Source organism: Myxococcus sp. AB056 (assembly GCF_006547365.1).
In the GTDB taxonomy this organism is placed as follows: Bacteria; Myxococcota; Myxococcia; order Myxococcales; family Myxococcaceae; genus Myxococcus; species Myxococcus virescens.
In genome coordinates, this window is record NZ_VHLB01000085.1 from 1 (window position 1) to 20,616 (window position 20,616).

Consider the following 20,616-nt stretch of genomic DNA (forward strand, 5'->3'; position numbering starts at 1 on the left):
CCCTGAGACTCCGCCCACCGCCCCGGACTCGCTCGCGCGTCCCTTCAAGCTCTCCCGGCGCTTCGACCGGACCGGCCGCCTGCTGGGCGACTCCGCGATGGAGCGGCTGGCCAACGCGCGCGTGGTGGTGTTCGGCCTGGGCGGCGTGGGCAGCTTCGCGGCGGAGGGCCTGGTGCGCAGCGGCATTGGCCACCTGACGCTGGTGGACCATGACGACGTGTGCGTCACCAACACCAACCGCCAGCTCCACGCGACGGTGAAGGCCGTGGGCAAGCCCAAGGCGGAGCTGATGGCGCAGCGCTGCCAGGAAATCAACCCGGCGGCGAAGGTGGAGGCGGTGCGCGAGTTCTACCGCGCGGACGTGGCCGAGCAGATGCTCCAGCCGGGCCAGTACGACTTCGTCGTGGACGCCATCGACAACGTGAAGGCGAAGCTGCACCTGCTGCACCGCTGCGTGACGCTGGGCGTGCCGGTGGTCAGCTCCATGGGCGCCGCGGGCCGGTTGGACCCCACCGCCATCCGCGTGGAGGACCTGTCCGAGACGCACATGGACCCCTTTGCCAAGGACATCCGCAAGCTGCTCAAGCGCAAGTACGCGGTGGAGACGGACAAGCACACGGGCATCACGGCCGTGTACTCCATCGAAGCGCGGCGGCTGCCGGTGACGCTCCAGTACGACGACGCCACCGACGGCTTCCTGTGCGTGTGCCCGCAGGACAACGAGTTCCACACCTGCGACCACCGCACGCAGATTGACGGCAGCGTGGCCTTCGTCACGTCCTGCTTCGGGATGAACGCGGCGGGCGTGGTGGTGCGGCGGCTCGCGTCGGCGCGCTAGGCGCTTAGGCCACCTGCTGCGGTTGGGGCGCTTCGGGCGCGGCGCCCTCGCGTCCGCAGGGACGGCGGAAGACACACCGCGCGCAGGACGTCAGCGACTCCGTGGGCGGAAACGCGGACGCGTCCAGCGGCGTGTTGGTGGCCGGGTCCTTCAGCAGCGAGCGCATCTTCGCCACGCTCTGCTCGAAGTGCCGGCGGAAGGAGGCCATGGCCTCCGGGTCCACCGCGACGTCCTGCTCCTTGCCCTCGTTGAGGTACACGAGCGAGGCGCGCACCTTCTCCACCGGGAAGCCGTAGCGCTGGGCCACGTAGAGCGCATAACCGAGCACCTGCTCGTCGTACCCGTCGCGCGACTTGCCCGTCTTCCAGTCCACCACCACCGGCGTGCCGTCCGCGTCCACGAAGGCGAAGTCGGGAATCGCGAAGACCTTGAGGCCGTCCAGCGTGAAGTGGGCGAAGTCGAAGCCCGCGTCCACCTCCAGCCACTGCTCGGGCTTGAGGCTGTGCGCCAGGTCCTTCCAGCGCGAGGAGAAGAACCACGACAGCGCGGAGCGCACCGTCTCCCAGTTCTGCTTCCACGCCTCGTCCGGCACCGCTTCGGCGTACTCGTGCTCCACCAGGCCGGTGAACTGCTTGCGGTACTTCTGCGACCAGTAGTTCTTCGAGCGCGAGTGCCGGAAGTCGTCCTGCATCAGCTTGCGCGTGCGCGCCTCCACCGCCGCCGGGTCCACCTCGCGGCCCGCGCGCCAGTCCAACAGCACGTCCTTGATGCTCTCGTGCACCACGCTGCCGGCCCACGTGTAGCGGTTGCCCAGCTTCTTCAGCACGTAGAGCTCGCGTACGTCCTTGGGCGCGCTCGCCTCCCAGCCGCCCCAGGAGCGGTAGTAGTAGAGGTAGTACGCGCGAAGGCACTCGGAGAACTTCTCGTGGCGGCTCTTGGACCAGGAGAAGTCGTTGCTGAGAGGGGGGCGCCGCATGAAGGCGCGCATCCTAGGCGTTCGCCCGCTCCACCAGAAGGGGAACAGGCGAGGAAACAGGCCCCCGCTGGTCGCTGAAAGACAGTCCCCCCAGGCAACCGGGAAGGTATGGTGCGCGCTGGCATGAAGACCCAACCCTTCAAGGGCCGGGTGGTCCTCATCACGGGGGCTTCCGGAGGCATTGGCAGGGCGGCGGCAAAGGCCTACGCCGCCGCGGGCGCGGATATCGTCCTGGCCGCGCGCCGGCTTCCCGAGCTCGAGGACGCGGCCCGTGAAGTGGCGTCACTGGGCGTGAGGGCACTGCCGGTGCGGTGCGACGTCACGGTGGGCGACGACGTGACGCGGCTGGTGCGCGAGACGGACGCCGCCTTCGGTGGGCTGGATGTGCTCGTCAACAACGCGGGCCAAGGACTCTACGGACCGCTGGAGGGCGTTGGGGAGGAACAGCTCCGGCAGGTCTTCGAGCTGAACGTCTTCAGTCTGTGGCGGGTGACGCGCGAGGCCCTGCCGCTGTTGCGCAAGCGGCGTGGCGCCCAGGTGGTCAACGTCAGCTCCGTGCTGGGCCACCGGGGACTGCCGCTGCTGGGCGGCTACTGCGCGTCCAAGGCCGCGGTGAATGCGATGACGGAGTCGCTGCGCGCGGAGCTGGCCGCCGAGGGCATCCGGGTGCTGCTCGTGTCGCCCGGCTTCACCGAAAGCGACTTCCGGGAGAACCGCCTCCATGCGGAGGGCTGGCGACAGGACGCCATTCCACTGAAGGCCATGTCCGCGGAAGAAGTCGCCGACGCGATGGTTCGTGCGAGCCGGAGTGGACGGCGCGACACCGTGCTCACGCTGCCCGGCCGGGTGATGGTGGTGGCCAATCGGTGGGTGCCTTCCCTGTTCGACCGTGTCGCCCGCCGCATGGCGGTTGCTTCGAAGAAGAAGGACGCATGACCTCCCGCAGTCCCCGTGCCCCCCGCGCGAAGCCCGTTACAGAAGACGCGCAGGTGCCGCGCGAAGGCATCGCCACGAAGACGCGAGCTACCGCCACGGCCGCCGCATCGCCCAATGAAGCACCCGCACGGAAGCCCCGCGCCGGGCGCCCCCCTTCCGCGCCGCTCGCGGCCACTGTCTCACCCGAGCGGGCGCACCTGGTCAGCGTGCGTGGGCCGCTGCTGGACTGGTACGACCGGAACAAGCGCGACCTGCCCTGGCGCCGCACCCGGGACCCGTATGCCATCTGGCTGAGCGAAGTCATGCTCCAGCAGACCCAGGTGTCGACGGTGATTCCCTACTGGGAGCGGTTCCTCGCGCGATTCCCCACGGCGCGGGCGTTGGCCTCGGCGCCGCTGGATGACGTGCTCGCGGGCTGGAAGGGCCTGGGCTACTACAGCCGTGCCCGCAACCTGCACCGCGCCGCACAGGAAGTCGTCGCGCGCTTCGGCGGCACCCTGCCGTCCACCGCCGCGGAGCTGCTCGAACTGCCCGGCTTCGGCCGCTACACCGCGGGCGCGGTCGCCTCCATCGCCTTTGGCGAAGAAGCGCCGCTGGTGGACGGCAACGTCGCGCGCGTCTTCTCTCGCATCTTCGAGGTCGAAGGCCTTCCAGGAGACCGCCAGCGAGAGGCCACGCTGTGGGCACTCGCCACCGCGCTGGTGAAGGGCGAGCGGCCCGGTGACTTCAACCAGGCCCTCATGGAGCACGGCGCAACCACGTGCCGGCCAGAGAACCCGCTTTGCCTGCTGTGCCCCGTGCGAGGAGCCTGTGTCGCCTTCCGCAAGGGCCGCGTGGACGAGCTGCCCCCCGCCAAGGTGCGCGCCACGCCCAAGAAGCTGACGCTGGCCGTCGCCGTGTGGCCCCATGCCGGCACCCTCCTCTTCGCCCGCCGCGCGGACGCCGGCCTCTTCGGAGGCCTGTGGGAGCTGCCGGCCGCCGAAATCGCCGACGACGCGCCGGACAGCGAAGCCCGCGCCCGGCTCTCCGCCGCGCTGGGCGTCGACGTGATTCTGGAAGGCGCGCTGGGCACCGTGAAGCGGCAGCTCACCCACCGAGACCTCTCGCTTCGGCTGCTGCGCGTCTCCGGCCCTCGCCGGCCCGCGAGCACGCCCGCCTTCCAGGAGCTTCGCTGGTGCGCCCCGGATGACGCGGCGAAGCTCGGCATGAGCACCGCGATGCAGCGAGCGCTCGACCTCGCGCTGAAAGCGGGCGTGCTGCCAGGCGACTGAAGGCCCCCACGCCGGCCCCGCATCCGCCGCCTGTCCGTCGCTCGACACAGAGGCAGTCCTCCTGTCGCACTGACAACCCCGGCCCCCCGCATGCCGGTTCCTTTCAGCATCGACGCGCCCCAATCTCCGCGGACTCTTTCCACCGGAGGAATCCGAGCATGGCACGCCACACCGCCAACAAGCAGACGGGGCCGTCTTCCAGCAAGCCGCCTGCCCCCTCGGCCCAAACCAGGCCGCAGGCTCCGGAGTCGCGTCCCGGCCCCACCAACGAGCAGATTGCCCGCAGGGCCTACGAAGTCTTCCTGGCCCGGGGCGGTACGCACGGCAACTCCGAGCAGGACTGGTTCCAGGCCGAGCGCGAACTTCGGCTCGGCCGTCAGTGACAGTCCGCTGTCACACGGGCGCGCCGCCGCTGAGTGCAGGCCGAGCTCGGGGGCGGACCGCCAGGCCCACTCACCTCGTCACGCGCCGCCGCTTGCGCTCCGGGGGCGCGTCCGAGGCGTGCGCGGAGGCACGTGGGCCGTAGTAACGCCTCAGCCAGCGGCTGAGCCCGTCGAAGCCAGGGAAGAGCACGCGCTCGGTGATGTTGCTCTGGTCCAGCTTGTCGCGCACCTCCCACTTGAGCGCGGCGGGGATGATGAGCTTGCGCACGCCATCCGCCTGGGCTTCGAGGAAGGTGTCCAGGCGAAGCTCGGGCCCGTTCATCACCGAGAAGAGCGCGAACTGATTCACGATGCGGGCGTCCAGCGACGGTGGCTCCAGGAAGAGCACGAACGGGTGCTTCGCGAGCTGGTCGAAGGTCGAAAGGTCCGACGCCGTCGTGGCCAGCATCTCCCCCGTGAAGACATCCGCGCCTTCTCGCTGGAGCAGCGCCTTCAACCGCCTGGGAAGGTGACGATTCGTCTGGCGGTAGTCCACACACCACACCGCGCCGTCCTCTCCGTACCACTCCGGGTTCTCGGTGAGGAAGTGGAGCGCCACATAGGGGCTGAAGGTCCAATCCAGCATCCGCGTGGGCAACCCATGATGCTGGGCCAGGGCGAGCCAGTCCCAGACTGACTCCACGGGCTGCGGGCTGTAGCTCCGCGCGTACTTCCGGAAGGCCCTCAGCAGGTCCTTCTCCTTGCGCACGAACAGCCCCTTGCGATTGAGCGCCGTGGACAGGTCGTTGGTCACCTGAGGCATGCCACGGAAGACAAAGGTGGACCGGTGACGCCCCAACACCTCGCTCCACGACCCGGCGAAGAGCGCGTCCTGCAGCTCCAACCATGTCCCGATTCGCTGTTCCAACATGGCCCAGAACCCCCGCGACACAATAAGCATCGCGGCGGGACGGGCCCGCCCAGGGCCGGGGCCGCTCAGTGGGGATTCACGGTGTCAACGGAAGGACGCTCGGCGGAGAGCGCGCTCCGGAGCCGCCGCTGCGCCACCTTGAGCTCCTCCAGGATGCGCTCCGCGTCGATGACCGAGCGCATCGCCAGCCCGCAGGCGGGCGTCAGCACCACCGTGGACACCACCTGCGCGAAGGTGAAGCCAGCGGGCAGCGCCGCCTTCAGCGTGGCCTCCACTGAGTCCACCAGCTCTCCCACCTCGTAGGTGGACGCCAGGTCCGTGGGGATGATGCCCAGGCTCAGCGTCGCGCCCGCGGCGAGGAAACGCTCCAGCGCGGCCCCCGCCTCCACCATCGCGTCCAGCGACAGCCGCACGTCCAAGGAGAGCAGGTCCGGCTGGACGTCCAGCAGCGCGGCCCAATCCGTGTTGCCGCAGCAGTGCAGGCCCACCAGCGCGCCTTCGCGCTGCAAGGCCACCACCAGCAGCTTCAGCTCCTGCATGGCAATCAGGTGCCGGGGATTCGTGCGCTGGAGCGCGTAGAGCCCAGGCTCATCCAGATAGAACAGCGGCGTGGTGCCCGCGCGGCGCAGCGCCTTCACCATGGCCAGTGAGCGCGCCAGGGACAGCCGGTACATCGCTTCATCCAGGCCCGGCACCTCCAGCGCGGGCTGTCCGTCAGTGGTGCGCGCCACCGAGCGCACCGTGAAGGGACCCGCGAGCTGCGCCTTCGCGAAGGCCAGCTTCCGCGCCTCCACTTCCCACAGGAAGGGCCGCCACGCCCGGCACGCCTCGGGTGAGGGCTCGAAGGCCTCGAACTGGCCGGACTGGAACGCCGCCTCCAGCCGCGCCTCGAAGGCAGCGCGCCCCGCGTGCCAGGCCGCGAGGTCCACCGTACACAGGCCTTCCTCATCGAAGGCCAGGCCCGGCAGCCCCTCCAGGGCCGCGGGAATCATCAACTCCGAGGGCTTGCCCACTGGCAACTGCGGCAGGAACGGAATGTCCAGGGCCAGCGCGGCCTGGAGCCCCAGCTCCACTTGCGTGTGCGGCAAGCTCCCGATTCCGGTGGTGGCGCAGGCAGGCAGCAACTGGACGGCTCGGCGGATGTTCGGCGCGCTCATGGCGCGGACTCTATCCCCTCCCCGGCCTTCCGGTGTGGCTGCCCATCCCCGATGCGCCGGGTTCCCGACCTTCCCGTCCGGCAACAACGTTCCACCCAAGAACCGGGAAGCACCCCGGCGGACAAGGGAGGGGGCATTCATGAACAGGCGCTGTGGATGGGGGACGGGCACCCTGGCGGCGGCATTGCTCGCCAGTCCCGCCGTCGCGGAGACGCCCCGCGCCGTCAAGGCGCAGCCCGCCCCGGGCTTCGGGGCCTCCGGCCTGACGGTGCGCAGCGGCGTGACGACCTGGTCGGGCAACGTGGGCAGGGAGACAGGCGTGGGCGCGTTCCTGGCCCTGCTGGGGGAAGTCCCCATTGTCTCCGGCGTGGGCCTGGAGCTGGGCTACGAGGGCTCCGCCAACGGCTACGCGGAGCCCCGGCGCGGCACGCTGTGGCGGCACAACGGCGGCCTGCTGGCCAAGGTGGGCCCCACGCTCTTCTCGCAGTGGAAGCCCTTCATCGGCGCGGGCGCGGGCGTCAGCTACTTCCACCCCACGCCCATGGACGTGGGCACCGCCTTCGAGAAGGGCTGGGGCGCGGAGGTGCCACTCGCCGCCGGGCTCGAGTACCGGTACAGCGGCGTCACCGCCGGCCTGCGCGCCACCTACCGCGTGCTCGTGGCGCGGGACTTCGCCCCCAGCAGCGCGGACGTCGGAAACCTCTTCAGCGCCGACCTCAGCCTGGGCGCGCGCTTCTGAGCCGCCCTGCACCGGTTTCCGGCGCGACGGGGCGCGACTCGCGGCCGGAAGAAGGCGGAGGGCCTCAGGGGCCGGTATTCGCGGACACCGCCTCGAGAAACCCCAGGGCCGCCTGCCGGATGCTGGCGTTGGAGTCGTTCTGACTGGCCCAGGCCAGCAGCGGGCGTACTTCGAGCGTGGTGGTGACCCGGGAGCCCAGGAACTGGACGAGCTCCGCCCGCAGCCCGTCCGATGGGTCCCCCCGCAGCGCCTGCTCGAGCGCAGGCAAGAGCGGGCCCAGCGGACGGAAGCTGGCGGCGAAGACGACGGCCTTCCGGACCTCCGGCGAAGGGTCCCCGAGCAGCCGCTGCGCGAGGAGCGGGTCCACCGCCGGGTCAACCAGCAACCGGAGCGCCTCCACCGCGGCCTGCCGCACCTGGGGGGCTGCTTCGCGCAACCCCTCTTCGATGTAGCCGAGCGCACGGGCGTCCCGTGTGTTCCCCAGCGCCCGCATCAACAGGGCCTTCTCCTCCACCGAGTTCGACGAACGAAAACGCGCGCCCAGCTCCTGGACGAGCGTCTCCGAGCCCCGTGCATCCTGGGCCCCCATCCGCATGGCCGCGTTGCCCAGCGCCAGGGTCGCGGTGTCCCTCAGCTCCGGCTGCGTGTCACGGGCGCGCGCCCGGAGCGCCTCCACCCCCTCCGGAGTGGGCGCCTCCGCCATGCCCAGGGCCGCGACCGCGTCTGTACGGACCGGTACGGACACGTCGCCATCCTCGAGGATGCGGGAGAGGGCCTGAATCGACTCCGTCGTGCTGGCCGCTGACAGCGCGCCCAACATCGGGCTGGCGGCGAGCGGCTCCAGCCCCTCATGCAGCACCCCTGGCACCTTCAGGGCCTCCGCGGGCTCCAGCACGAACAGCGCGCGCAGGCGCTCCATCGCCAGGGTCCTCGCGTCGTCCCGCGCCTGCTCGTCCTTGGGCAGCGCGCGCAGGTCCCCGAGCATGTCCTCGAAGCGGCGCCCGCCCAGAATCTGCCGGTGGTGAGCCTGCGGGTCCTGCGCCTGGCCCTGGATGCTGGCCAATGGGACGGTGGTCAGCCGGTCTCGCAGCGCGGTCAGCGCACCTGGCAACGAGGTGTCCCGACTCCGCCCCAGCAGCCGCAAGCTCAGCCGCAGCTCGTGACTCGCCCGGGGCATGCCGTCCCCCGCGTCCACCTCCAGTTGCTCGCTGGCCACCAGCGCCTCCGTCCACAGGTCCGCGCCCAGTTGGAACCGCGAATCGGTGCGCACCTCGATGCGAAGCTTGTCCTTCGCGAGCGGTTGAAGGCCCTGCGCGGTCGCCACATGGGTATAGGCCAGCTTCGACTTGGAGAAGCGCAGCGGCTCCTCCACGCGCCGGTACGCGGCGTCGTACTGGCCCGTGGCGTCGTGCTCCTCGCTCTGCCAGCCCGCTCCGGGGACGCCCTGCACCACGAACTGCGTCGCCGCCACCACCGAGCGGAGCAGTCCCTGGGCCAGCACGTCCGTGCCCGTTTCCATGTGGACGAGCCGCGCGGCCCCCGTGCGCTCCAGCGTCACGAAGAACGGGAGGGAGAGGCTCCCCATCAGCATCTGCCGCTGGTCCGGTGACAGCGCGTCATGCCCCTCGACATCGACGGAGACATTCTCAGGCAGCAGGCTCACCCGTGCATCGACCCGCGTATCGTTCGCGCTGACGATGCCCACTCGCCACTCGCCCTTGAGGTGAAAGCGCATGGACGGCGGCGCGTCGCCCTGCGGCTGTGTCTGTTTGAACGCCACCTGCTGCGTCACATCCAGCGAATACCGGTACTCCGAGCCCGGCACCCAGGCCCGCGTTCCATCCACGCTGGCGCGCGCGGGCTCAGGCTCGGACTGCGACAGGGACGGCTGAAGCGTCGCAGTCGCGCGCGAGGGTTCCGAAGCCGGATTGGGGATGGCCGCCTCCGTCCGGCTCCACCACCATGCAGCGGAAAGTCCCAAGACAAGAAGGGCTGCCAGCGACAAGGCTTGACGACGCTTCGGTACGGGGCGCATGGCGCCAATCGCTAGCATGCATCAGGGGGTTTCGCCTAGGGGCTGGCCGCCTCAAGGCAGACAACAGCCATCCCCCTGCACACAGCGACCGTCCAAAAACTATCCTCTACGAGTATGGAACGATTGACACCCGCAGTGACATGCCTGTACTGAGCCTTCTTGATTTCGGGCTCTGTTTGACTGCCCCCGAAAGGACACCGCACATGCAAAAGCCGAAAGCGACTTTGGGTTTCGCAGCGCTGTTGTTCGCAGTGGTGGCTTCGCAGGCCGCGCAGGCACAGGTGCCTGCGTATGTCGACCCGGTCATCTACACGGTCAACCCGGATAGTTTTCCCGCCACGACCTACCCAACGGGCTATCAGCTCAACAACAACTATCCCTGGGAGTCGACGTACCCGTTCTCACCTTCGTATTCGGCGACCGAGCAGCAAATCATCATCAATGACGAGCTCGCGCGGACGGGCGGCGAACTGGGGACAGACCCGGTCGACGGCAGCCCGAACATCACCATCAACCAGGGCATCATTCCCGAGGCACACATCGAGAATGTGCAGCCCGCGGTCGTGGTGGCGACGGAAGTCACGCCTCCATCCAACGGCACCACCCCCTTCAGCCGCAGCTACTACCGGAAGAATGACTTCGGCAACAGCCTCTTCGGTGCGGGCTACATCATCGATGCGGCGATGACGGCGTCTCCGGCGACGGGTGTCGCGGAGAAGAAGGTCGAGGCCTATGCCGACGGCAAGGTCTTCGCCGTGGCGTTTGGCGCGGAGCGAGAGATTGTCCGGGGCCGCGCGGAGCTCACCGGCCAGCAGGGCGGAAACAACAGCGGCACCGCCCGGCTCTACGCCATGGGCCAGCAAATCTGGTCCGGAAACCTGTACACCAGCTTTGAAATCACGCCCATCAACTGGAGCCGCACGTTCTTCTCCGTCTCCAAGCGGTTCATGGTGGGACCGGTTCCAGTCTCCGTGGCGGCGTCCGTGGGCGGCGGCGTGAAGCTGACCGTCTCCGGGCAGGTTGGCCCGACCATCGCCAGGCTGACCACCGCCGCGGGAGGCTGGGCCAACGCCACCGCGTCCGCGGGGGTGGATATCATCGTCGCGGGGGTTGGCGTCGAGGGCAACCTGGTCCTCGTCAATGTCAGCCTGCCAGCCTTCGCCGAGCTGTTCTGGCCGTTCTACTCGCTCGACTACACGCTCCGGTCCAACCTGAACCTGACCGCGCTCTCCGGCAACATCAAGCTCTGGGTCCGGGTCGGCTTCTGGTTCCTCAAGAAGACGTGGCGCGTGACGATTGCAAGCTGGTCCGGCACCACCCAGAACTGGCCTCTCTTCACCCAGAACGGCTCTCTCATCCTGGGCATGGAGCCCATGGGCATGTGAGGCGTCTTTGACGCGCCGGGCACGGAGCTGCCTGCAAGGTGCTCCGGGCCCGGCAGGGCATCCGCCGCTATTCGCCCGCGGGGACGAGGATGTCCGGCACGTTGCTGCGCAGAATCATCCGGTTCATCTCGTCGACGTACTCGCTCTGGAAGCGCTGCGAGCCATTGAGGTAGCCCTGGGCGATGATGATGTTGGACGTGAAGTCCGTCGTCGCCGGCCGCACGTTGTAGGCGCGGGTGTACTCCCACTTCGTGTCCAGGGAGACGATTTCATCCTCCTGGCCATGGCGGTCCACGAGGCTGTCACCCACCCCGAGTTCACGGGCGCGCTTGAGCGTGCCATCCGGCGTGACGAGCGGGTGCTCGGTGGTGACACGCAGCGCTCCGCCGGAGCGGGTATGGAAGGTGAGGATTTCCTGCTCCGTGGCGTCACGGTCCAGCGTGTAGTGCTCGACCCGGTTCTTCATGAAGGAGAGCGCGCCAAACGAGGCCCCAGGCGAGAGCGTCACCAGGTCCGCCCGCCCGGACTCCAGGGCCTCGCGGATGCCCATGGCGCCGTCGGACAGGAGGATTTTCTGGTCCGGCGTGTAGCAGCCGGGCTCGCATAGGCCATCCATCTGGATGTGCGCGGGCTTGAAGGTGTACGGGACGTTGTTCTGGATTTGCGAGCCCGTGTACGACGCCGTCGGCGTCCCAGACGCACCCGGTCCCTTCCAAGGCGAGTACATGTTGTTGGGGTCCACGTAGACGGGGTACAGCCAGTAACCCGCCGCCGCCGCGTTGAACGCCTCCATGGAGTAGGAAGAATTCCAGAAGCGCATGTCCAGCCCGCCCCATGCCGTGGCGCCATAGGGGTTTTGTTGCTGATAGCGCTTCGCCCACTTCTGGCGCCCCTCCGCCTGGTCCGCGTTGACCAGGTCATTCGAGCACCGGTAGTTCACGGGGAACCAGCCACCACCGCCGCCGCCACCACCACCACCGCCGTCATCGGGGAACTCCTCGACCATGACGAGTTCCTCCTGCCTCCCCTCAGGCCCGCCGGCTGGGGCCGCGCTCGCTGCTCCAAGCGAGCCACAGAAGGCGGTGAGGACGGCCAGTCCCAGGGTGCGTCTGTCTTTCATCAATGATGACATTGTCATGATTCGACCTCGGTGAAATCCTGCTGTGGACACGACAAAATCCGGTGCCCGCCAGAAGCAGGCGGGACCGGATGGCTGGGGACAGGGTTTGTGAACAGCGGGCCACCGGAGCGACAGGACAAACGCCCCGGCGGCAGGGATGCGGCTACTCGCCCGCGGGGACGAGGACTTCCGGCACGTTGCTGCGCAGAATCATCCGGTTCATCTCGTCGACGTACTCGCTCTGGAAGCGCTGCGAGCCATTGAGGTAGCCCTGGGCGATGATGATGTTGGACGTGAGGTCCGTCGTCACCGGCCGCACGTTGTAGGCGCGGGTGTACTCCCACTTCGTGTCCAGGGAGACGATTTCGTCCGCCTGGCCATGGCGGTCCACGAGGCTGTCACCCACTCCGAGTTCACGGGCCCGCTTGAGCGTGCCGTCCGGCGTGACGAGCGGGTGCTCGGTGGTGACACGCAGCTCTCCGCCGGAGCGGGTGCGGAAGGTGAGGATTTCCTGCTTCGTGGCATCACGGTCCAGCGTGTAGTGCTCGACCTTGTTGTCCAGGAGTTCGACGGCGGAGAACGACGCCTCGGGCGAGAGCGTCACCAGGTCCGTGCGCCCGGACTCCAGGGCCTCGCGGATGCCCATGGCGCCGTCGGACAGGAGGATTTTCTGGTCCGGCGTGTAGCAACCCGGCTCGCACACGCCATCCATCTGGATGTTCGTGGGCTTGAAGGTATAGGGGACGTTGTTCTGGATTTGCGCGCCCGTGTACGACGCCGTCGGCGTCCCATACGCGCCCGGTCCCTTCCAGGGCGTGTACATGTTGTCTGGGTCCACGTAGACGGGGTACAGCCAATAGCCCATGGCCACGGCCTGGTTGGCCTCCAGCGTGTAACTCGAGTGCCAGTAGTTATGGTCCAGGCCTCCCCACGTCGTGATGCCGTAGGGGTTCTGCTGCTGCCAGCGCTTCGCCCAACGCTGGCGGCCCTCGGCCTGATCCGCGGAGAGCTGGTCGAACGTGCAGCGATATTCGTTGGGCGCCCACGCGGCGAAGGCTGACGACGACATCGTCAGCGAACTGATGACCGCGAAGATGGTCTTCTTCATGTCTTACCCCCTGATGGTTGGTTGAAGAACGGCCTGCTACGGGCTCGTCGCGAACTGGACGACGAACACGTCCTGTCCGCCCTGGTTGGGTGCCCCCAGGTTTCCTCGGGTCGTTCCCCACCCCAGAGCCATTCCTGAGCTGGTCATCACCACATCGCGCAACTGGTCGTCCGCGTCCGTCCCCCACTGCCAGGCGCGGTCCTGGGTGCCCGACCTGTCGAACCGGGCGACGAACGCATCGAGCCCGCCCTGGTTGGGCGTGTCCGTCATCGCACCGGCCGTCCAGCCCGCGACATAGGCATGGCCCGCGCTGTCGACGGTGAGCCCGGTGGCCAGGCTCAGGTGGCTGGCCGGACCGATGCGGCGCGTCCACTTGTGCTCGCCCGACGTCGAGTAGCGCATCAGGAAGGCGTTGGGGATGCCGTCGTTCTCGAAGGCGTTGGGCTGGGTCAGGTCGCTGTAGGAGATCGCGAGCACGTAGATGCGATCGTTCCCGTCCTGGGCGACCGCGATGGCCGCGTCGATGTCTGGCGTTCCCACCTGGGCGGTCCACTCCAGGTTCTGGGCACCGTCGAACTGGCGGATGAAGAGGTCCGTGGAGCCCTTGGGTTGAGCGGCCAGGCGGCCCTGGGTCGAGCCGACGACCCAGGTCCTCCCGCTCGGTGACACGGCGATTCCCTCACCGCGGTCATGGGCCTGGTTCAGGGAGCCGAAGACCTCCCTGTGGGCCTGCTGGCCCTGGTCGTCAATCTGGAGCAGCGTGACGTCGAAGCCATTGGCCGGCGCCTCCAGCGTGGCCCCCGCGATGCCAATCCGTCCGTTCGGACGGAGCGCGGCGGAGAGGCCGTAGTCCTCCTCCCGTGTGCCGTGCTGGACGAGCCAGGAGCGATGCCCCTGGCTGTCATACCGGGCCACGAAGACGTCCGCGCCACCCGCGGAGAACTGCCCCGGGAGCGAGTCTTGCGTGATGCCGACGACGTGCGCCTGTCCCTCGCTCGTGACGACCAGGTCCCGAGCGGAGTCCTCGCCCGGCGAACCGAACTGGTGAACCCAGTTGAACTGCAGGAGCGAGGAGAGCTTCGCCAGGAAGACATCCTGCCCGCCCCCCTGCTCTCCCGGCTCTCCGAAGGCACCACCCGTGTTGCCCGCGAGGTAGACGTTGCCCTCGGCGTCACGCCCGAGCGCCACCGCCTGGTCGTCCGCTTCGGACCCGAACTGAACGAGCACTTCCCCCGTGAGAGGGTTCCCGCAACCGTCCGTCTGGAATTGGCTGAGGATGGGCTCGGCCGCGCCCGGTTCGGAGGACGACGCGTGACAACCACAACCGAGCGAGAGGAGACCTACGAGGATGGAGCAACGCGGGATGCTGGACATGGTGGAGCGACCTCAGGGATTCGATGTCTGCTGTTGACGCGCGAGCGCCCAGAGCGCGTCAAACCTGACGCGGGCGTACTCGAGCAGGGGTTCGTATGGGGTGCCTCGGGACTGCGCCAGCAACTGCTCCGCTCGGGCCCGGTCGTTGTGGAGGAGAATCATCATCATCTCCACCTTGTCTCCCGACAACGAGCGCCGCACGTCCAGGTCCTGGGTGGAGCGGATGTTGCGTGCCATCACGAGCGATTCGACGGTATCGAGCAGATGCGCCCGCTCGGGATTGTCCTTCCATTCGAGCGCCATCCCCAGATACTCGACCCGGTACATCCGGCGGAATTGGTTGTCGTCGCTGTAGGTCTGTTCGCTTTCAGCCAACAAGTCCTGCCGCGCCACTTCAATCCGTGCGCGGTCCTTGTAGATGCCGCGCAGTTGCTCCCGCTCCTCTGGCTTGAGAAGCACCTTGCGCTGCAGCGTCCGGAACTGGGCCAGGTCGGGGTTGCTGGCCATCATCTCATCCCTCAAGTCGTCCACCCGGAACCGCGGGCGGCGCTGCCCCACGGCCTCGCCCGGCGCGGCGGGCTCGGAGATGACCACCGGCGTGGCATCCTCCGCGAGCGGCTCCACGAGGGGCTGCGCGGCGGGTGGCGCGGGGGGAACGGACGCCGTGACGGAGGGGGCCGGAGGTGGTGCCTCTGGCGGCGGGGCTGGAGCCCGACCCGCACCGTTCCAGAGCGCGAAGAGCAGCGCGGCGGCAACACAGGCGACACCCACGCCAATCCCTGCCGTGCGTCTTGGAGAACGTGGCATCTGAGGTCCTTGCAGGGGTCTACGCCCAAGAAGAGGGAACGGCCCGGGGCCCGGCCCCTTCGGGAAGGGGCCGGTGCCCTGGAGCGGTGCTTCACTCCAGGGCGGGGTTCACGAGCGCCGGGGCCTAGAAGATGCCCAGGCGGTTGAGCGCGGCGCGCAGGTCGGGACGAGGGCCGATGCGGCGGGCATCCGGGGCCTGGGCGCTACCGGTGCTGGAGAGCACGTCACGCAAGGCCAGCGGGCTCAGCGGGAACCGGCCGCGGGCCTGGAGCGCGCCCTGGAGGGAGGCGGCGGCGCCGGTGATGATGGGCGAGGCGCTGGAGGTCCCGCTGAAGGTGGCGGTGTAATAGGTGTTCTCCGTGCCGCCATTGAAGCGATCGCCATAGCCCAGGGTGACGACGTTCTCGCCCCATCCGTGGACGTCGGGGCGGCTTCCGTAGTTCGTCCAGCACATCGGCGCGCGGCCCTGCGAGGAGCCGGCCGCGACGACGATGGCGCCCGAGTCGCGCACGTCGCGGTTGAAGGCGTTGTTGTAGGCGGCGTCATCCAGGTTGGAGCTGCCATTGCCCGCGGCCTCGACGACCACGACGCCATTCAAGGTGGCCTGGACGATGGCGTCGAACTCCGCCTGCCAGTACTCCATGGCGATGTAGTCGCACTGACCGAAGTTGCAGGTGCACGGCGTGCTGTTGGGCGGCCCCTGGCGGTGCAGTTCGATGAGGACGACGCCACCAGCGCCCGCGGCGACCGCGGCATTGGCGATGGCGCTGGCCGCGCTCTGGGCGCCGATGGACTCGTAGCCCGCCCGAGCGGCGTGGGCGATACCCGTCACGCCGAAGCCATTGGACACGCCCACGATTTCACCCAGCACGGCGGTGCCGTGGTTGCGCCAGCTCAGGTCGTTGAACTGGGTGCCACCCTGGTGGAAGAGGCCAGGCATGTCCTCGTGGGTGGTCCGCCAGCCGCCCTCCACGTCCACGACCTTGACGTTCGCCCCGCTGCCACCCGCCACCGTCCACGCGTAGTGCGCGTCGATGCCGGTGGGCGCGGCGCCCAGGTAGCCCTGCTCACCCTGGAGGTTCGGGCCGGCCTTCAGCAGCATCGGCGTGAGGAAGTTGGGCCAGTTGACCGCGGCGGGCTCCGCGGCGGGCTCCGCGTAGGCGGTCTCCACGCTCGGCAGCGCGTCGAGTTTCTCCACCAGGTCCCTGACTTGCTCGAAGGTGGTGCCGGGGCGGATGGGAACCTCGAAGTAGAGGTTCAGGTCGGCGACCTCCTGACCGCTGAGGGTCTCCGTCGCGAACTTGCGCGTGTCGAGCAGCTTCTCGTCGGCGGTGAACATCCGGCCCAGCCCGCGTGCATGCGGGTCGGCGGCGACGAGCGAGGCCACGGCGGCCATGTCCGCCGCCACGGACGGGCCCGTCAGGCCCCGCTGGCTCAACTGCCCCAGCTCGCGCGCGCCACGCGTCTCGGACAGCGCGACGAGCTGCTCTCCGCGCAGGCGAACGCGGGTGCCTTCGTGGAACTTCACGACGACGCGCGGAATCTCCACGTTGCGCCGCAGCTCCACCACGCCCTTGCGTGCCAGTGGCCGGGGCTTGAGCTCGAGGCCATCCGCCGCGCTCGCGGGGAGCGCCATTGTCAGGGCGAGCACTGCGACGAACAGCTGCGAAACCGAGCTCTTCCGCCTTCCAGTTCTTCCGTGCATGAAACGGCTCCTTGGTTGATTACTGCTGCCCGCGGCTGTTGAAGCGGGCGACGAAGACGTCCTGGCCTCCGGCATGGGCTCCGCCGAGACGGCCCGTGGTGTAGCCAGCGATGACGACATCCCCCGCGCGGGTGAGCGCGACGGCATGGGCTTCGTCCATGCCCGGGGTGCCCAGCTGTCGCGCCCACAGGCGCGTTCCGTGGGCGTCGTACTTCACGACGAAGGCGTCCCGGCCCCCCTGGTTGGGACCGTCCATGGCGCCGTGCGTCCCTCCAGCGACGTAGATGGCGCCGTGTTCGTCCACCGCGAGCCCCGTCGCGCGGTGGAGCTCACGGGGGGAGCCGATGCGCTGGACCCAGTGCAGGCGCCCCAGCGGGTCGTACTTGAGGAGGAAGGCGGAGGAGATGCCGTCGTTCTCCGCGCGGCCCGTGGCCAGGTCGCTGAAGGAGAGCGCCAGCATGAGGATGGAGCCGTCCGGCGCGATGGCGACCTTCAGCCCCGCGTCGATGTCGGGAGTGGCCGGCTGCCGCGCCCACGTCAATCCCAGCGCGGGGTCGAGGTGAGCGAGGACGGTGTCGAACGAGCCCGCGTTCGCCGAGGCGAACCCACCCAGCGTGGCGCCCACCAGCACGACGGAGCCATCCGCGCTGACGGCGACCGCCTCCGCCCGGTCATGGCCGTCCGTCCCATGGCGCCGCGTCTCGAGCCCCATCCCATCCCGCGCGTCCAGCACCTCGACGCGCATGTCGAAGCTCACGTCGGGCTTCTCCATCGACCCGCCCGCGAGAAAGACGTGGCGGCCGTCCCGCGAAAGGGCAACGCCGAGCCCGGTGTCTTCCTGGGCGGAGCCGCGTTGGACGAGCCACTCCAGCGCGCCTCCAGCATCGTGCTTGATGGCGAAGGCATCCCCCTGACCGAGGTTGAAGGCGCCCGGCATCGCCGAGGGCGTGCTGCCCACCACATAGGTTTCGCCCTGGGGAGAGACGGCGAGGCCCTTCACGGTGTCGTCCCACGCCGAGCCGTACTGACGCAGCCACCGGGGCTGGGCGGTGACATCCAGGCTGGCCACGAAGGCGTCCTGGAACTGGCCTCGCGTGAGGCTCTCCTCCTCCAGCACGCCCAACGTGGTGCCCGCCACGAAGATGTGGCAGTCGGCGTCGAGCCCGACGTCCACCGCCACGTCATCACCAGGGCTGCCGAACTGGATGATTCTCCAGGAGGGGGAAAGGCATCCTCCGCCGCCGATGAGGACGGGATGTTCGGAGGGCGTGAGGGGCCCCTCGAAGGGCGCGGGGGACTGGCACGCCGCGAGCGCTGGCAGCAGCCAGAGGGGGATGGAGCGGCGAGACATGCGGAGACCTACGGTGGGGGCGCCGGGTGTCATGGCTGTTTCGCGGCGAGCGCCCAGAGCGCGTCGTAACGGGTCCGGGCGTGCTCGAGCAGCGCACCCAGGCGGGAGCCGTGCAGGCCCTGCAGCATGGACTCGGCCCGCGCCCGGTCGTTGTGCAGGAGAATCATGAACAGCTCGACCTTGTCGCCCGACAGGGAGCGGCGCAGCTCGAGCTCCATGTCAGGGTTCAGGTTGTCGGCGCGCAGCAGCTCCTCGATGTCGTTGAGCAGCGCGGGGCGCTCCGGGTTGTCCTTCCACTCGAGCGCGGAGCCCAGGAACTCCACCTGATAGAGCCGCCGGAACTGCGCATCCTCGGAGAAGGTCCGCTCCCCGGTGGCCAGCAGGTCCGCCTTCGCGGCATCAATGACTTCGCGGTCCTTGAAGAGGGATTGGAGCGACGCCTGCTCGTCACCCTTGCGCAACACCTTGCGTTGCAGGTGACGGAACTGCGCCAGGTCCGGGTTCGCGGCCATGACGCGCTGGCGAACCGCATCCAGCGGGGAGCCAGGCCGCGCGAGCGCGGCTGGCACCGGGCCCGAGGCCGGCGCGAGCGGCGTGTTGACCAGGATGGTGGCCCCCTGAGCCAGTCCCGGGCGCGGCGTGGGCACGGTGGCGGGCGCCGGGACGTGACGAGGTTCGGGCACCGCCGCGACGGGCGGAGCGGATGGCGGCACGGAAGACGGCTCCGGGAGCAGCAGCCAGAAGACAAACGCCGCCGCCAGCGCCAGGGCGCCGATGAGGGGTAGGACTGTTCTGGGCATGAAAGGGAAACGGGCCATCTTCGGTGGACCTCGCGTCTGTGAATCAGGGAGGACGGAGCCCCCGTGTCTGCCGGGGGCCCGGTCCGGGGCTGCCTGGGATTCAGGGAGGAGTCACCCCTTACGGGATGAGCTCATCCGGGACGTTGACGCGGAGGATGAGGCGGTTGAGCTCCTCCACGTACTCGCTCTGGAATCGCCCGGAGCCGTTGAGGTAGCCCTCGGCCACGAGGATGTTCGAGGTCAGGTCGTGGGTGACGGGGCGCAGGTTGTAGACCTTGCCGAACCACGCCTGTTGCTGGATGCCGGTGATTTCGTCCGTCGTGCCGTCCTGCCGGACCAGGTGCTCTCCGGCGACGAAGTCCTTGGCCTTCTTCATCGAGCCCTCGGCGGTGACGAGCGGGTGCTCGAGCGTCACGGACAGGCTGCCCCCCGACCGCGTGCGGAAGACGAGGATGTCCTGCTGGACGGCGTCACGGTCCAGGGTGTAGCGCTCCACCGTGTTCGGCATCGTGCGCAGGTTGCCGAACGACGCATCCGGGGAGAGCGTGACGAGCTCGGCGGTACCAGCCTCCTGCGCCTTCTGGATGGGAACGTAACCATCCTGGAAGAGCACCTTCTGGTCCGGGGTGTAGCAGCCCGGCTCGCAGACGCCGTCCATGACGATATGCACGGGCTTCACGAGGTGGTTCAGCGCGTCAATCTGGTTGCCGGTGAGGGCCGCGGTGTCAGTGCCAAGCGCGCCGGGGCCGCGCCAGGGCTCATAGCCCGTGTTCGGATCCACATACACCGGGTACACATGGGTGTTGTACAGGTTGAGGGCGTCCTGCGCGTCCTGGTTGTAGACGGTGGCCCAGAAGCGCTGATCCTTCCCGGTCGAGATGTTGTACGGGTCCGCGTCTGCCCACCGCTTCGCCCAGGACTGACGGCCGCGCGCCTGGTCCGAGGTGAGCTGGTCGAACGCGCAACGATAGTGACTGGGCACCCACGCCGCCGTGGCCTGTGTGGCAATTCCGAAGGCAACCGCGAGCGTCGGCAGAAATGTCTTCTTCATGCATCCTCCTGAGTGGAAAGACTCACGTCCCCTGTCGCCGAGAACGTGATGACGACAGGGACTGTCGCCCGCACCCGTGCCATGGGCACACGGCCCCACTGCCATGCTCCGGGAGCGGTTTTCTGCGCTGGCAATCCCGCGAACGCGTGAGAAGAACAGGCTCCTCGCGAACCGCCAGCGGGCAATGCCTGGAACTTTGCGTGTGATTGCGTGGGTTCCGCTGGAAGAAGCGGACGTGCTAGGCGGCACCCGGCCGTTGGAGGGTCCACGACCTCGCGGCCCGGCCAGGAGCGGATGCGCTCCTGACGGTGCGACGGAAATGACAGCGCTTCGCCTGGAGTCTCACGGCGGTGTCTCCCCCCTCAAGGGCGCTCGAGGCGCCCCCATTCAACTGAACTGCAGGAACGGTCGGCATCATACCGATAGTGAACCCGCAATCAATACCTTCAACTCTTTTTCTGCCAGATTGAGATGACATGGATTCATGGCGTCCAGGCGCCCTGAAAACATACACCCCATCTCAGAGGCGCTAGATAAAATCCCTTACGCCAATCCTGAGAGTCTTTGCCTGCCGTCAGAGCAGCGACATCCGTGCAACCCCTTACACCGCTCCGCACGGCGGAGCCTCGGCGAGTGAAGGATTGCAGCGGCGACGCCTGGCGTCCCGCCG

18 protein-coding genes are annotated in these 20,616 nt (G+C 68.6%); 6 read left to right on the forward strand and 12 right to left on the reverse strand.

Features of this window, described 5'->3' with window-relative positions:
* Positions 1 to 838: ThiF family adenylyltransferase (locus FMP39_RS28870; protein WP_228558416.1), on the forward strand; the 838-nt coding region annotated here is incomplete at its 5' end.
* Between the two features lie 4 nt (positions 839 to 842).
* On the opposite strand, the gene FMP39_RS28875 is transcribed toward FMP39_RS28870, so the two are convergent.
* Positions 843 to 1,826 carry a PD-(D/E)XK nuclease family protein gene (locus tag FMP39_RS28875; RefSeq protein ID WP_141593344.1) on the reverse strand — a complete coding sequence of 328 codons (984 nt, stop codon included), beginning with the start codon at positions 1,824 to 1,826 and terminating at the stop codon, positions 843 to 845.
* A 96-nt stretch (positions 1,827 to 1,922) separates the two neighbouring features.
* On the opposite strand from FMP39_RS28875, the gene FMP39_RS28880 reads away from it, so the two are divergent.
* The 3 genes from FMP39_RS28880 to FMP39_RS28890 all read left to right on the forward strand — a co-directional run bounded on the left by FMP39_RS28880 (position 1,923) and on the right by FMP39_RS28890 (position 4,404).
* Positions 1,923 to 2,750, forward strand: coding sequence for an SDR family oxidoreductase (locus FMP39_RS28880; protein WP_141593345.1), 828 nt, complete (start codon positions 1,923 to 1,925; stop codon positions 2,748 to 2,750).
* Positions 2,747 to 4,021 (forward strand): A/G-specific adenine glycosylase, encoded by a 1,275-nt coding sequence (mutY, locus tag FMP39_RS28885; protein ID WP_228558418.1) that lies wholly within the window; start codon positions 2,747 to 2,749, stop codon positions 4,019 to 4,021. The genes FMP39_RS28880 and mutY overlap by 4 nt, the downstream gene beginning before the upstream one ends.
* Before the next feature lie 158 nt (positions 4,022 to 4,179).
* On the forward strand, positions 4,180 to 4,404 hold the full coding sequence (locus tag FMP39_RS28890) for a DUF2934 domain-containing protein (protein WP_141593346.1): 225 nt from the start codon (positions 4,180 to 4,182) through the stop codon (positions 4,402 to 4,404).
* Positions 4,405 to 4,474: 70 nt separating this feature from the next.
* Here the strand turns inward: FMP39_RS28890 and FMP39_RS28895 are convergent, their stop codons facing one another.
* Both FMP39_RS28895 and FMP39_RS28900 read right to left on the reverse strand, forming a co-directional pair.
* Positions 4,475 to 5,314, reverse strand: a complete 840-nt coding sequence (locus FMP39_RS28895) for an FRG domain-containing protein (RefSeq protein ID WP_194858602.1) — start codon at positions 5,312 to 5,314, stop codon at positions 4,475 to 4,477.
* A 65-nt stretch (positions 5,315 to 5,379) separates the two neighbouring features.
* Positions 5,380 to 6,471, reverse strand: a complete 1,092-nt coding sequence (locus FMP39_RS28900) for a hypothetical protein (RefSeq protein ID WP_141593348.1) — start codon at positions 6,469 to 6,471, stop codon at positions 5,380 to 5,382.
* 139 nt (positions 6,472 to 6,610) lie between these two features.
* Between FMP39_RS28900 and FMP39_RS28905 the strand changes: the two genes are divergently transcribed.
* Positions 6,611 to 7,210, forward strand: coding sequence for a hypothetical protein (locus FMP39_RS28905; RefSeq protein ID WP_228558419.1), 600 nt, complete (start codon positions 6,611 to 6,613; stop codon positions 7,208 to 7,210).
* A 64-nt stretch (positions 7,211 to 7,274) separates the two neighbouring features.
* Here the strand turns inward: FMP39_RS28905 and FMP39_RS28910 are convergent, their stop codons facing one another.
* Positions 7,275 to 9,191, reverse strand: a complete 1,917-nt coding sequence (locus FMP39_RS28910) for a HEAT repeat domain-containing protein (protein WP_228558420.1) — start codon at positions 9,189 to 9,191, stop codon at positions 7,275 to 7,277.
* Positions 9,192 to 9,448: 257 nt separating this feature from the next.
* On the opposite strand from FMP39_RS28910, the gene FMP39_RS28915 reads away from it, so the two are divergent.
* On the forward strand, positions 9,449 to 10,630 hold the full coding sequence (locus FMP39_RS28915; RefSeq protein ID WP_141593350.1) for a hypothetical protein: 1,182 nt from the start codon (positions 9,449 to 9,451) through the stop codon (positions 10,628 to 10,630).
* 67 nt (positions 10,631 to 10,697) lie between these two features.
* Here FMP39_RS28915 and FMP39_RS28920 read toward each other — a convergent pair whose 3' ends face one another.
* The 8 genes from FMP39_RS28920 to FMP39_RS28955 form a co-directional block, all read right to left on the reverse strand.
* Positions 10,698 to 11,636 carry a Hint domain-containing protein gene (locus FMP39_RS28920; RefSeq protein WP_141593351.1) on the reverse strand — a complete coding sequence of 313 codons (939 nt, stop codon included), beginning with the start codon at positions 11,634 to 11,636 and terminating at the stop codon, positions 10,698 to 10,700.
* Between the two features lie 277 nt (positions 11,637 to 11,913).
* Complete coding sequence (locus FMP39_RS28925) at positions 11,914 to 12,858, reverse strand: Hint domain-containing protein (RefSeq protein WP_141593352.1); 945 nt, start codon at positions 12,856 to 12,858, stop codon at positions 11,914 to 11,916.
* A gap of 36 nt (positions 12,859 to 12,894) precedes the next feature.
* Complete coding sequence (locus FMP39_RS28930; protein WP_194858603.1) at positions 12,895 to 14,085, reverse strand: hypothetical protein; 1,191 nt, start codon at positions 14,083 to 14,085, stop codon at positions 12,895 to 12,897.
* A 159-nt stretch (positions 14,086 to 14,244) separates the two neighbouring features.
* The gene (locus FMP39_RS28935) at positions 14,245 to 15,003 is read right to left on the reverse strand and encodes a hypothetical protein (protein ID WP_141593354.1); all 759 of its coding nucleotides are present in this window, start codon (positions 15,001 to 15,003) and stop codon (positions 14,245 to 14,247) included.
* Between the two features lie 160 nt (positions 15,004 to 15,163).
* Positions 15,164 to 16,675, reverse strand: coding sequence for a S8 family peptidase (locus FMP39_RS28940; RefSeq protein WP_228558421.1), 1,512 nt, complete (start codon positions 16,673 to 16,675; stop codon positions 15,164 to 15,166).
* Positions 16,676 to 16,763: 88 nt separating this feature from the next.
* Positions 16,764 to 18,095, reverse strand: a complete 1,332-nt coding sequence (locus FMP39_RS28945) for a hypothetical protein (protein ID WP_141593356.1) — start codon at positions 18,093 to 18,095, stop codon at positions 16,764 to 16,766.
* A 29-nt stretch (positions 18,096 to 18,124) separates the two neighbouring features.
* Positions 18,125 to 18,895, reverse strand: a complete 771-nt coding sequence (locus tag FMP39_RS28950) for a hypothetical protein (protein ID WP_141593357.1) — start codon at positions 18,893 to 18,895, stop codon at positions 18,125 to 18,127.
* Between the two features lie 118 nt (positions 18,896 to 19,013).
* Positions 19,014 to 19,946, reverse strand: coding sequence for a Hint domain-containing protein (locus tag FMP39_RS28955; protein WP_141593358.1), 933 nt, complete (start codon positions 19,944 to 19,946; stop codon positions 19,014 to 19,016).
* Positions 19,947 to 20,616 lie beyond the last annotated feature (670 nt).

Bases quoted from the DNA above. Each gene is read 5' to 3' on its own strand.
- FMP39_RS28875 (WP_141593344.1), bottom strand. From the start codon at position 1,826: ATGCGCGCCTTCATGCGGCGCCCCCCTCTCAGCAACGACTTCTCCTGG.
- FMP39_RS28880 (WP_141593345.1), top strand. From the start codon at position 1,923: ATGGTGCGCGCTGGCATGAAGACCCAACCCTTCAAGGGCCGGGTGGTC.
- mutY (WP_228558418.1), top strand. From the start codon at position 2,747: ATGACCTCCCGCAGTCCCCGTGCCCCCCGCGCGAAGCCCGTTACAGAA.
- FMP39_RS28890 (WP_141593346.1), top strand. From the start codon at position 4,180: ATGGCACGCCACACCGCCAACAAGCAGACGGGGCCGTCTTCCAGCAAG.
- FMP39_RS28895 (WP_194858602.1), bottom strand. From the start codon at position 5,314: ATGTTGGAACAGCGAATCGGGACATGGTTGGAGCTGCAGGACGCGCTC.
- FMP39_RS28900 (WP_141593348.1), bottom strand. From the start codon at position 6,471: ATGAGCGCGCCGAACATCCGCCGAGCCGTCCAGTTGCTGCCTGCCTGC.
- FMP39_RS28905 (WP_228558419.1), top strand. From the start codon at position 6,611: ATGAACAGGCGCTGTGGATGGGGGACGGGCACCCTGGCGGCGGCATTG.
- FMP39_RS28915 (WP_141593350.1), top strand. From the start codon at position 9,449: ATGCAAAAGCCGAAAGCGACTTTGGGTTTCGCAGCGCTGTTGTTCGCA.
- FMP39_RS28920 (WP_141593351.1), bottom strand. From the start codon at position 11,636: ATGGTCGAGGAGTTCCCCGATGACGGCGGTGGTGGTGGTGGCGGCGGC.
- FMP39_RS28925 (WP_141593352.1), bottom strand. From the start codon at position 12,858: ATGAAGAAGACCATCTTCGCGGTCATCAGTTCGCTGACGATGTCGTCG.
- FMP39_RS28940 (WP_228558421.1), bottom strand. From the start codon at position 16,675: ATGGCGCTCCCCGCGAGCGCGGCGGATGGCCTCGAGCTCAAGCCCCGG.
- FMP39_RS28945 (WP_141593356.1), bottom strand. From the start codon at position 18,095: ATGTCTCGCCGCTCCATCCCCCTCTGGCTGCTGCCAGCGCTCGCGGCG.
- FMP39_RS28950 (WP_141593357.1), bottom strand. From the start codon at position 18,895: ATGCCCAGAACAGTCCTACCCCTCATCGGCGCCCTGGCGCTGGCGGCG.
- FMP39_RS28955 (WP_141593358.1), bottom strand. From the start codon at position 19,946: ATGAAGAAGACATTTCTGCCGACGCTCGCGGTTGCCTTCGGAATTGCC.